Here is a 12,284-nt window from a genome sequence, read left to right as displayed (position 1 = left end):
GTTGTGCAGATCAATCTCAGTTATAATTTAAGTGCCGTCTTAGCTCAGATAGGTAGAGCACATCCATGGTAAGGGTGGTACGGCAGTTCAACTCTGCCAGACGGCTTAAATATGCCGAGTTAAGTTTCTAATATGTTGATATAACGGTAAAAGTGTCGATATGGATTTAACATAACTGAACATGATTCAAATAACTTGTCACAGGGATGCAACATGGCAATTTTAACGTGTTGCAGATTTGAATCGCTGGAAGTCTAAATAAAATCCCACAGTAAGTTTTCAGGCTTGCTGTGGGATTTCATTTTAAAGAAAGCGATTTACCGGCTGCAGAATATTATCTCTGTTACAATGAAAGTTAACCGGGCGTGGCGCTAGTCTGTCTAAGCTCGCTAACGATAATTTAGCAAGCCTTTTTTATACGGCGGCCACCCACCTAACGTAAAATGCTGTTGAAAGGAGCGAGCTTGATGAAAGAAATTTTTACTGACCAGGAAAAGGTTCAAATTTTAGCCGACCTGGTTGCCATTAAATCGGTCAATGACCATGAACTGCAGGTTGCCAAATACTTGCAGCGCTTATTTGCTAAGTATGGGATAACGGCCAAATTGCTACCGCTTGCTGCTAACCGGGCGGACCTGGTTGCGGAAATTGGAAGCGGGGACCCGGTCCTGGGCGTGTCCGGTCACATGGACGTGGTGACCGCTGGCGAGTTGACCCAGTGGCATAGCGACCCGTTTACGCTCACGGAACGGGATGGTCACCTTTACGGCCGCGGGGCAACCGATATGAAGTCGGGGCTAGCGGCATTAGTGATTGCGATGATTACCATCCAGCAAAATCACCTGCTGAAGCGGGGGACCATCCGCTTGATGGCGACCGCGGGTGAAGAAGTTGGTGAGCAGGGTTCCCGCTATCTAAAGGACCAGGGCTACATGGATGATGTTGCGGCCCTGCTGATTGCCGAACCGACAGGCTACCGGATTGCAACGGCGCACAAGGGCTCGATGGACATCAAACTAACTTCGCATGGCATCGCGGCCCATAGCTCAATGCCGGAGCAGGGGTATAATGCTGTCGACCCGTTGATGAAGCTGCTCGTCCAGGCTAACCAAACTTTCCAGAACACCGACCAGGCTAACACCGAGCTGGGCCGCCTGACCTTTAATACCACCGTCTTTAACGGCGGCGACCAGGTTAATTCCATTCCGGCTCAAGCAAGCGCTAAGGTCAACGTGCGGACGATCCCGGAATTCAATAATGACCTCGTGGCGGACCGCTTGGAGAAAATGGTGGCTGCTGCTAACCAGGCGGGAGCAAAACTCAAGCTGGATATTTACATGTCCCAGCCGTCAATTCAGACAACCGGTGATTCGCGTTTTGTCCACCTGGCCCAACAAATTGGCAGTCAGTACGCCGGTCAGGCTGTGCCGACCTTTGCCCTCAACCCGGTAACGGACGCTTCTAACCTGGTAGTTGACAAGGGTCCCCAGTTTCCACTAGCGGTCTTTGGGCCGGGCAATGACACGCCCCACCAAGTCGACGAGTACGTTGACCGCCAAATGTACCTGAACTTTATCGACTTGTATACTAAACTGTTTACTACTTACTTGGATTCCTCGGTTCAAGGCTAGGCTGGCTGCTTTTTCCGGCAAGGCAAATCAGTTGGGGAATCCGCTTGCTCGCCGTATTATAGGAATAGCTTATAAGGAGGCGGGCTTCTATGAAAAATTACGATTATATCATCCTGGGGACGGGCCCCGCGGGGTACAAACTGGTCCAATTACTTGCTAAGACCGGGAAGTCGCTCTTGGCAGTCGAGGGTGGCCTATTTGGCGGTACCTGCCCCAACGTCGGCTGTGAACCAAAGATTTTCTTGTCTGGCGCCGTTCATACAGCGTTGGCAAGCCAGCAACTTGTGGGTCGTGGAATTGCTCAGCCAGCACAGGTGGATTGGGACCAGCTAATGACGGTCAAGAAGGCGCGCTTTGACTCCTGGCCAGCTGAGACGAAGGCGATTTACGAAAAAATGTGTGACGTGGCGGTCGGCTACGGGGAATTCGTGGACGCCCACACCATTCAGGTCAACGGCCACCAGTATCATGGTACCCACATTATTATTGCAACGGGCCACCGTCCGCATAGGCTGGACATTCCCGGTAAGGAATACCTTCATGATAGTACGGACGTCCTTTCATTGTCCCACCGGCCAGACCATGCCGTCTTCATCGGCGGCGGTTATGTTGCTATCGAGCTGGCTACTTTCCTAGCCGCGGCGGGGACCAAAGTTGACCTCCTCATTCGGTCCGAACGGATTCTGCGGGGCTTTTACGGCAAGTATGCCCAGGAGATGGTTGACCAGCTGACGGCCCGGGGGCTTACATTTCACTTCCAAACGACGGCTAGTGCGGTTGCCAAGACTGGCGGGCGGGTTACCGTTACCACTAACCACGGCGAACAGTTAACCACTGATTACGTGGTCGATGCCAGCGGCCGGGTGCCGAATGTCGAAAAGCTGAAGCTGACGGCTGCCGGAATCAAGTATTCCCGGCGCGGGATTGATGTCGACGATCACCTGCAGACGAGCGTGGCGGGAGTTTATGCAATTGGTGATATTACCAGCCAACCCGTGCCAAAGCTGACGACGGTCGCGGAGCTGGAAGCCGATTACCTGTACCGCCAGCTAGTAAGGGGCGGCCAGGAGCCGCTCCGTTACCCGACAATTGGAACCGCGGCCTTTGCCTTTCCAGAAATTGCCCAGGCTGGTGTGAATCCGGAAGAAGCAGTGGATGATTCCCGTTATCAGGTGGTGGAACATGACTTGTCGTTCGGCAGTTTTTATGCCGGTTTGAATGAACAAGGTGCCAAGTTAACGGTGGTGTATGACCGGGACCAGCGACTGGTCGGCGCCAGCGAGATTGGCGCTACCGCGGCTGATGATATCAACAATTTAGTGCCGGTCATTGGCCTCCAGCCAAGCAGCCGTGAGTGGCAACGGAAGGTGCTGCCGGCTTACCCGGCCTTGGCGGATAAGGTTTTCGGATTATTGAAGCGCTAGGGAGTGGGACAGGTCGTCCCGGCTCCGTCTTATCATTTTTAAAAGTAACTAAGAGNATGCTAATTTATCAGCGTTTGAACTGCCAGCCAGCTACTGCGCTGAGGCATTACTAACTTTAAAACATTGAAGAGGCTGAGTTAATTCCCAGCCCCCCTTTGTGTACTGCGCTGTTCGCTTTTTGTTAAAGTAATAGGACTGATGTCCCACTCCCTTGCTAGTTCTTACCTATCTGCAAAGATAAGGTGGCGTAACCACAAGGCTATTTGCCCACGAACGCTAGCCGGCCTGGACCGTACCAACGAGCGTTCTAGGTTATGTCACTCATCGTTATGGCCGTTGCCCCAACCCGCCTTCGAGGGTGAGGGTTTCACCCGTCATATACTTAAAATCAGGGGACGCCAGCTGAACGCAGACGCGTCCGATTTCCTTTTCAGCATCACCGAAGTGACCGATTGGCGGAACGTGGACGTTGGCTTTAAAGGCGTCCGGGAAGGCTTCTTTGAATTGTTCCAATTTCGCCGTCCAGGCCAGTGGGCAGACGACGTTTACGTTGACGTTATCCTTAGCCCATTCGGTAGCGGCGACCCGGCTCAAGCCCCGAATCCCTTCCTTTGCCGCCGCGTAGGCACTTTGCCCGTAGTTGCCGAAAAGCCCGGCACCAGAGGCAAAGTTGATTACGGAACCCTGGCTTTCCTTGAGCAGCGGATAACAGGCCTGCATGTAGTAGAAGGCAGCGTAGAGGCCAGAATAAATGGCGAGGTCGAATTGGTCGCTAGTGTGGTCAGCCAGGGTGACGCCGGAAGCCGAAGCCTGAGCATTGTTAATCAAAACGTCCAGCTGACCAAATTCCTGTTTAATTTGGTCGACAACGTTTTGGACGACGGCCTGGTTATCCGCCTGGCGGTTAATATCCGCTTGGACGGTGAGAACCTGAATGCCATATTGCTCTTCGAGTTCCTCCTTTGCCGCGGCCAGTTTGCTGGTATTGCGCCCGGTAATCACCAGGTTTGCCCCTTCTTTAGCATAGGCGGTTGCAATCCCGTAACCGATCGAACCGCTTTTTCCGTTAGCGAGAACGGCGCGGCCTGCCCCAGTGATTAAAGCGACTTTTCCTTTTAAGAAGCTCATGTAAATCCCTCCTGCTAATTATTAATTCTTCAATAATATTATTTTAGCATTTACGGCGATAAAAGTGGTAATTCACGCTGCTGGTTTAATATTAAATTAATATGGGAGGAGATGGGAAATAGCGATAACATTAAAATAGCGTTGACTTTAAATTAAAATAAGATTAGAATCCTCTTAACATTAACAAGGAGGTCCTCTTCAATGGCATTAAAGTACACGGTTTTAGGTGCTGGCGCGATGGGCCTGCGTTTTGGGGTCTTATTACAGGAACTGGCTCACGCGCAGGTCGACTTTGTGGATAACTGGCAGCCGCAGGTGGACACAAATAAGCAGCAGGGCGGCGTTTACGTTTCCCGGGACCACGAGGGACGGCACCTGGTTCCCATCAATATCTATTCTCCCGAAGAATACGCGGGTGATCCGGACGTTTTTATTGTTTTTGCTAAGCAGATGACGTTGCAGGACCTGCTGGAGCGGAGTGCCCACTTCTTCCATCCCGACCACCAGTATGTCTTTTCGGGGATGAACGGGATGGGACATATTGAAAAAATCAACCAGTACTTCCCTCAGGAACACGTAGTAGCGGGGACCTGCCTGATCGGGACTGTTTTGAATAAGGCGGGGGACGTGGACTTTATCGGTAAGTCCGGCGCCGGTTCAATTAACATGGCGGCCCAGACAGGGGTTGCCGATGACCGGGTCAAGGAAATCGTGGCCGACTTTACCGCGGCAAACATCAATCCCCACTTAACCGATAACTTCTACGGGACGTTACTGACGAAGGTCGTCTTTAACTCCGTCATCAACACCATCTGTACCCTGTTTGAAATCCAAATGGGCCAGTTCATCGACTATGATGGCGCGGAAAAACTAGGAAAGCAGCTAATCAACGAAGCCTTTGACGTGGCTGAACGGGCCGGGATTCAGTTGCTCAGCACCCGGGAAGAGGAGTGGCAGACCATCAAGTACGTCAGCGAGGTCACTAACCCCCTCCACTATCCATCGATGTACCAGGATATGAGCAAGAACCGGCCGACCGAGGTCGACTATATCAACGGTTACATTTACGATTTAGGGAAGAAGTATAACTATGAGGCGACGACCCATGACTTCTTACGTAACCTGGTTCACCTAGCAGAAAACACCCGTAAATTTAGAAAATGACAAAACAAGACTCCAGCGCCCGGTCAAGCCGAACTCTGGAGCCTTGTTTATGTTGCGGTTTAATTAGTTTTCAAACACCATTTCTTCACGCAGCCCATCATAAATTGACGTCCGCGCCCCGAGCAGCATACTGGTGTAGTAGGCAACGAAGGTTAACAGGACCATCGGAAAAATCTGACTGATACTGCCGACCATTTCGGTGACGAGCAGGATGGCGGAAAATGGCGCCCCCTCCGCCGCACCAAAGTAAGCTGCCATTCCAATAGCGACCATGTTCAGGCAGCAGGAGGCGGGCAGGACCCCGGCGTGAATCATTAACACGCCGGCCAGGGCACCAAGAATGCTGCCTAAGACAAAGATCGGCATGAAAATCCCGCCGGGGACGGTGGAGCCGTAAGCAATCATGGTTCCCGCAAAGCGCAGCACCAGGAAGATTCCCAGCAGCCCGGCGATGGAGAGCCAGTTTCCCCGACTGAACATTTGCGTGACGTACATAATCAAGTCATGACTTCCGCCGAGGAGGTGGGGGTTCCACAGGCCAACCGGGATTACCAGCATAAAGGGAAGGAGACAGTGGTATTCCTTCGGAACGACCGTCAGTTTCTGGTACCACCATTTAAGGTTGAAGAGGATGTACTGGAAAGCATATGCGCAGAGGCCCATGATAACCCCGACCAAGAGGAGCCAGGGGTAGGCGCTTGCCGGAATTTGGGCCTTGAATGGCAGGTACAGGCAGGGCCTGGTCCCAAAGAAAAGGAAGGTTGCGAGGTCACTGGCGATTGCCGCGACAAACGCTGATACCCAGACCTTGATTTGGAAGGTGTGGGTCAACTCTTCGAGAAGGAAAACCGTCGCCGCTAATGGGGCGCTGAAGGCAGCGGATAGTCCCGCCGCAACGCCGCACTGTAAAAGGAGGTGCCGGTCTTTCTTGCTGGGCTTGAAAACACGCTCGGAAAAGCCCTGGCCGATACAGGCCCCAATCTGAATACACGGGCCTTCCCGTCCTAGGAAAAGACCGGGACAGATGGTTAGCAGCCCGCTGACGAATTTCCGCCAGAGGACTAGCCACCAGTTCATGTGGTGCTTATCCAAGAGGATGGCCTTGATTTGGGGAACACCGGAGCCGACAAGGTCTAGCGGGTCGACTTTGATGATTTGCCCGATCAGGAAGACAATCACGAGACTGCCGAGGACGTAGGGGATTAACCATACGGGGTGGCTCGCCATCCAGGGATAGATGATTGTTAGTAGTTTCAAGGTTTGGTCAATAATCCAGCGAAAGGCGCCCACCACCAATCCGGTGACCAGGCCGACGAGGATCCCGGCGCCCACGTAATTAAGGAACGGCGCGGTAAACGGCCGGCGGAGGATGTCCGCTGAACGCTTGACGGTAGCCGATTTGCTTGACATAATTTCACGACCTTTAAGATAAAACTGAGTTTTGATAGAGATTAAACGGGGCGACGCACTGTGTGACAACCGGCTGCTTGGCAGTGCAGGCAGGTGGCTGCGAGCTTAATCTTCCCGGTAGGGGTGGTGCGTCTTTGAAAACGGGGACTGCTTGGGCTTGGATGAAAAAGCAAGCGCTCGCCGTGTGCCTGGACGGAGAGTGAGCGGTTTTGTGGTTAAGGAGTTTGCAGTGCTCACAAGGCCTCCATTTCCCCATTATTTATTATAACGTTAATTATCAAGAGTGTCGCCGTTAATTCGAATCCAAGGTATGCTATGATAGGACATGGTAATTTTAATACACAAGTGGAGGATTAGATATGGAGTTTATTGCCACCCTAGCAGGGTTGCTGTTGCTAACCCAAGTTGTGGCGCACTACTGCCGGCGGATCGAGATTCCCGAGGTAATTGGGCAGATCATCGTAGGGATCCTCGTTGGTCCGGCGGTACTTAATTGGGTGCACCTGAATGCCATGATGAATGAGTTTCAGGAAATTGGGGTAATTATTTTAATGTTTATTGCGGGGCTGGAAAGTGACCTGTCCCAGCTGCGGAAGTATCTCAAGCCGGCCTTCTTCGTGGCAGCAGCCGGAGCGTTGATTCCGGTCTTGGTTATGGCCCCGGCCAGCTATTTCTTTGGTTTTACTAAAACAGAGTCAGTCTTTATCGGGGTCATCTTCGCGGCCACGTCCGTCAGCATTTCCGTGGCGGTCCTGCGGGAGTTTAACCAGTTGAGCAGCCGGGAGGGCGCAACCATCCTCGGTGCCGCGGTAGCAGATGACATTATCGGCGTGATGATGCTGTCGGTCATGATCAGTGTTATTAACGGCGAGGGTGGCAATGCCCACAGTAGCCTGCCCCTCTGGCTGGCGCTGTGCTTGCAGGTCCTGTTCTTTGGGGGCACCTACCTCCTGGTTCGCTGGTTGGCACCATACCTGATGCGGATTAGTGAACATATGCTGACTGAGGCGGCCCCGTCCGTCATGGCAATGATTATTTGCCTGGGGATGGCCGCGATTGCCCATTACGTCGGCCTAAGTGGGGCGGTCGGCTCCTTCTTCGCCGGGATTGCGGTCGCTAATACCCACCGGAAAGAAACGATTGACCGGAGCTTTGAACCGATCGGCTACGCCCTGTTCATTCCTCTGTTCTTCGTCAGCGTTGGTTTGAACATGCGCTTTGACAACATTGAGCGGTCACTGCTGTTCGTGATTGTGATGACTGTTTTGGCCTGCCTGACGAAGCTCGTCGGTTGTGGGGCCGGCGCCCGGCTGGCCGGCTTTAACATGACCAGTTCCTACGTTGTCGGCAGTGGGATGGTCGCCCGGGGAGAAATGGCCCTGATTACGGCCCAGATTGGTTACGAGGCCCACTTGCTGTCGTCGATGTACTATTCTGATGTTATCACCGTGATTATTCTGGCGACGGTCTTAGCACCATTTATTTTGAAGCATTCATTAAAAAAGCTACCCACGGCGCCAGCTGCGGATTAGTTTAGGGGTGAGGCGAAAACGCCGCCTCTTTTTTATTTATGCGAAACGTTATGGTTAGGAACGATAAAATGCTAAAATGGATAGTCATAAAAATTGAGAAAAGAGGGGCTTGAATGGAAGCAGGAGAACAACGGGCGGAGCAAGCGCGGGTGGACCAGGTCGAGCGGGAGATCAAGCGCCAGGTCGCCACGGCTGAACAGGCAGTTGACGAAGCCCACCAGGAAACCCGGGCAGTAGAAAAGAATTATAGCGAAAACGCCTCGATTAACCGCTACGAAGTCGATGATATTGCCGAATCGCGGTCGGAGCTGGAACAGCAACGGCGGCTGGTCTCCCAAGCGGCGGAAAATGAAAACATCATCAAACACCAATTGCGGACCCTGCAAAATCTTCAGGGGTCGCCATACTTTGGTCGGATTGACATCCTTGACCCGGGTGAAGATGAACCGGAACGCTTGTATATCGGGACTGCCTCCCTCATGAACAGCGACCGGACGGACTTTTTGATCTATGATTGGCGGGCGCCCATCTCCGGAGTTTACTATAACGGGACCCTGGGCAAGGTGCAGTACGAGACACCAGCTGGTACACAGTCGACCAAGCTGGTTAAAAAGCGGCAGTTCACCATCAAAAACGGGCGGATCACTAATATGTTCGATACCAATGAAACGGTAGGGGACGAGCTGCTTCAGGCAGCGCTGGGAGCCCAAAATGACCAGTACATGCACAACATCGTGGCAACAATTCAGCAGGAGCAAAATGACATTATCCGCAACACGAGCAGTGACCTCTTGCTGGTGCAAGGGGTTGCTGGTTCCGGGAAAACCTCGGCGATTTTACAACGGATTGCCTACCTGCTTTACCACAGCCGGGCTGACCTGAACGCCGACCAAATCGTTTTATTCAGTCCCAACAACCTCTTTAGCCACTATATCTCAGAGGTCCTGCCAAGCCTGGGAGAGCGGAACATGCGGCAGGTAACGCTGGCGGGCTTTTTGCGGCGCCGCTTTGAGGGGCTGCAAGTGGAAACCCTTTTTGACCGCTATGAAGAACGGCAAAGGGAAGCAACGGCTGCGCACGCGGCGGCTGACTTTCTCGAAAGTGCCACGGTGATGACGGCGGTGCGCGAGTACGTTCACCAGTTGCCGGTTGACCAGGTACAGTTTGCCAACCTGACTTTTAACAGCCAGGTCTTCTTCAGTGCGGACCACATTCGGGAGTTGTACCAGCGCTTGCCGGCCTCTTTGTCGGCAGCTGACCGGCTGGTCCAGCTGAAAAACAAGCTGATTCGTGAACTTCAGCACCGGGTTCGGGAGGAGGCCAAGAAGGATTGGGTTGCCAAGGCCCTTGACGAGTTAGATGTTCAGCAGTTGCATAACCTCTACGGTCAACGGTCTGTCGACGATTTCAAGGACGAAGAGGCCCAATATGCCTACCTGGCCCGTAAACTGGCGAAGCGCCGCCTGCGGGTAGTTGCGGATGCCATCTACAATAACTACTTCATCGACTTTTACAACCAGTATGAACGGTTCCTGCGGCAGGTGGACCTACCACAAACAATTAGCAACCGGGACTGGATCGGGGTGCTTACTGACTACCAAAATGAAATCGAATACCACCGGATTAAGTTGATGCACACTGCGCCCTTATTGTACTTGCGGGATTTAATGACTGGCAGCGGCCAGAACCGCTCCTTCCAATACGTATTTATTGATGAAATGCAGGACTACCCCCTGGCAACCCTGGTCTACCTCCGCCACGCCTTTCCCCGGGCCAAGTTTACCGTGCTCGGCGACAGTGAACAGGCCCTGTTTAAGCCCCTCCAGCTCCCCGGGGCCATGTTGAAGGAACTGCGGACGGTGCTGGATGCCAAACACCCGCAGTTGATTTCTCTTAACCGCAGCTACCGGTCAACCGCGGAAGTTACCGATTTTGCCAAGGCACTGCTGCCGGACGGCGAGCAAATCGTTTCCTTTACTCGGCATGGTGAAAAGCCCCGTTTGCTGGTGCGGTATGACGAGGCCAGCTTTGATCAGGCCCTAGTGGAAACCATCGTCCAACAGCGAGCGGACTACGAAACGGTCGCGGTCCTGACTAAGAACCGGGAGCAGGCCCAGGCAATCTACCGTTTCCTGCACCAGCGTCAACTGGGCGATTTGCACCTGTTAACCGCCCGGGATAGTGACCTGCCAGCGGGAATTCTGGTTTTGCCGGTGTACCTCGCTAAGGGGTTGGAGTTCGACGCGGTCATCGCCGCGGATGTTTCCACCGCCAACCTGCAGAACGTGGATGCTGTCGGGATGGTTTACACGATGGCGACCCGGGCGATGCACAGTCTGACCCTGTTAAGCAAGGGGGCGGTGACGCCAGCAATTAATTCTGCCGCGAGTCAGCAACTGGTGATCGAACATGAATTTACAGATAAATAATAAAACGCTTTCATGATAATGGGCGATATGTTACGCTATCATTAGTGATTTATAAGGAGATGTTCCCGATGGTAAAAGATGAATATACGTTAGTGTTAGTCAAGCCAGATGGTGTTAAGACCCGCCATATCGGTGATATTATTACCCGAATCGAGCGGAAAGGCTACACGATTGAGGCACTCAAGATGATTATCCCAACCGAAGAAAAGCTGCGCCAGCACTATGCTGACAAGGTTGATAAGCCTTTCTTCCCAGAGTTGTTGGAATATATGACGGAAGGCCCGATCGTTGGGATTGTTGTTTCCGGGACTAACGTTGTTCAAGCCATTCACAACATGGCTGGGGCAACTAACCCTGGTGAGGCTGAATGGGGAACAATCCGTGGTGACTACGGCCGGGAATGGCCGGATGGCAACCTGCGGAACATCATTCACACGTCAGATACGGTGGAGAGTGCTAACCATGAAATCGGCATCTGGTTCCCAGAATTTGACATTGAGCAGGCGCGTAAGGCCCATTTGAACGACTAACATCTAATAGTGGGATGGTAATAAAATAAAAGCGAATAACAAGGCCTCCAAAGTTCGGTAAAAGTGAGCTCTGAAGGCCTGTTTTCGCTTACAGGAGCAGGTAAAGTCATAAAGGAGTGAGTGAATTGAATAAGAATACGCAGCGGTGGGCAGCTGCCCTGGTGATTGCGGCGCTGGTCGTGATCGGTGCCTTCGCCTGGTATAGCCAGCGGCGAACCAGTCGCTTTATTCAGTCGACGACCCCAACCCTCTTCTTTCACGGTGGCGGATCTTCTTACCATGCCGAGGAACACATGGTTAACGCCGCTAAGAAGGCGGGGGTTACCAAAACGGTTCTCCGGGCCGACGTTAGCAAGAGCGGCCAGGTAACCCTGCACGGGACAATGCAGCGGCATGCCATTAACCCGATCGTTGAGGTTAACTACCAGAACAACCGCCAGCTCGACTTCCAAAAACATGGAGAGTGGGCTGGAAACGTGGTCCGTGCCCTGCAGCAACGGTACGGAATTAAGAAGGTTAACATGGTAGGTCATTCCCTGGGAAATATTTCGATTATCTATTATGAGTTGCAAAACGGGCGGAATCCCCGGATGCCCCAGCTGCAAAAGCAGGTTGATATTGCGGGGCACTTTGCGGGCTTAAACTTTGCTGGGCTTCCTGCCGCGATTCGCCAACCCCAAGGTCTAAAGTTAGCCAAGGATGGCAAGCCCAATAAGATGAACGCAACTTACCGGGAAATGACTAAGGTCCGGCAGGCTTATCCGCAGGGCCAGGTTGCCGTACTGAATATTGTTGGTGATACTGGACACGGTACTGACGGGACGGTTCCCAACGTGTCATCGCTTAGCCTCAAGTACCTGGTGGCTAGCCGGGCCAAATCATACCAGGTTAAGGTGTTCCACGGTCAAAACGCCCAGCACTCCAAGCTCCACAGCAATCCGGCCGTTGACCGGGCGCTGATTAAGTTCCTTTGGGAAAAATAATAAAACCCGAGTCGCCAGCGAGCGATGAAGTGCAACAAAAAAGTTAGACAAAA

9 protein-coding genes and 1 tRNA gene are annotated in these 12,284 nt (G+C 52.7%); 8 read left to right on the top strand and 2 right to left on the bottom strand.

The window, feature by feature from the left end; translation table 11 throughout:
• The first annotated feature begins 33 nt into the window (after positions 1 to 33).
• From FC49_RS07275 to FC49_RS07265, 3 genes are all read left to right on the top strand, one after another.
• Positions 34 to 106, top strand: a tRNA-Thr gene (locus tag FC49_RS07275).
• Between the two features lie 361 nt (positions 107 to 467).
• Entirely contained in the window at positions 468 to 1,631 is a 1,164-nt protein-coding gene (locus tag FC49_RS07270) for an ArgE/DapE family deacylase (RefSeq protein WP_056984667.1), read from the top strand.
• Positions 1,632 to 1,720: 89 nt separating this feature from the next.
• Positions 1,721 to 3,055, top strand: a complete 1,335-nt coding sequence (locus FC49_RS07265; protein WP_003713636.1) for a dihydrolipoyl dehydrogenase family protein — start codon at positions 1,721 to 1,723, stop codon at positions 3,053 to 3,055.
• Between the two features lie 327 nt (positions 3,056 to 3,382).
• On the opposite strand, the gene FC49_RS07260 is transcribed toward FC49_RS07265, so the two are convergent.
• Complete coding sequence (locus FC49_RS07260; RefSeq protein WP_003713603.1) at positions 3,383 to 4,183, bottom strand: SDR family NAD(P)-dependent oxidoreductase; 801 nt, start codon at positions 4,181 to 4,183, stop codon at positions 3,383 to 3,385.
• A gap of 201 nt (positions 4,184 to 4,384) precedes the next feature.
• Between FC49_RS07260 and FC49_RS07255 the strand changes: the two genes are divergently transcribed.
• On the top strand, positions 4,385 to 5,347 hold the full coding sequence (locus FC49_RS07255) for a ketopantoate reductase family protein (RefSeq protein ID WP_003713580.1): 963 nt from the start codon (positions 4,385 to 4,387) through the stop codon (positions 5,345 to 5,347).
• A 63-nt stretch (positions 5,348 to 5,410) separates the two neighbouring features.
• On the opposite strand, the gene FC49_RS07250 is transcribed toward FC49_RS07255, so the two are convergent.
• Positions 5,411 to 6,757, bottom strand: a complete 1,347-nt coding sequence (locus FC49_RS07250) for a ClC family H(+)/Cl(-) exchange transporter (RefSeq protein ID WP_003713662.1) — start codon at positions 6,755 to 6,757, stop codon at positions 5,411 to 5,413.
• A gap of 359 nt (positions 6,758 to 7,116) precedes the next feature.
• Between FC49_RS07250 and FC49_RS07245 the strand changes: the two genes are divergently transcribed.
• From FC49_RS07245 to FC49_RS07230, 4 genes are all read left to right on the top strand, one after another.
• Positions 7,117 to 8,289: a cation:proton antiporter gene (locus FC49_RS07245; protein WP_003713601.1), complete on the top strand. Its 1,173-nt coding sequence runs from the start codon at positions 7,117 to 7,119 to the stop codon at positions 8,287 to 8,289.
• A 113-nt stretch (positions 8,290 to 8,402) separates the two neighbouring features.
• Positions 8,403 to 10,718: an RNA polymerase recycling motor HelD gene (gene helD / locus FC49_RS07240; protein ID WP_056984666.1), complete on the top strand. Its 2,316-nt coding sequence runs from the start codon at positions 8,403 to 8,405 to the stop codon at positions 10,716 to 10,718.
• Positions 10,719 to 10,786: 68 nt separating this feature from the next.
• A complete protein-coding gene (gene ndk, locus FC49_RS07235; protein WP_003713634.1) occupies positions 10,787 to 11,248 on the top strand; it encodes a nucleoside-diphosphate kinase in 462 nt (153 codons plus the stop codon).
• Positions 11,249 to 11,373: 125 nt separating this feature from the next.
• Positions 11,374 to 12,231: an alpha/beta hydrolase gene (locus tag FC49_RS07230; protein ID WP_056984665.1), complete on the top strand. Its 858-nt coding sequence runs from the start codon at positions 11,374 to 11,376 to the stop codon at positions 12,229 to 12,231.
• Positions 12,232 to 12,284 lie beyond the last annotated feature (53 nt).

It is taken from the genome of Limosilactobacillus oris DSM 4864, assembly GCF_001434465.1.
GTDB classification, from domain to species: domain Bacteria; phylum Bacillota; class Bacilli; order Lactobacillales; family Lactobacillaceae; genus Limosilactobacillus; species Limosilactobacillus oris.
The sequence above is the reverse complement of the archived record's forward strand: the minus strand, read 5'-3'. Positions and strand labels throughout refer to the sequence as shown.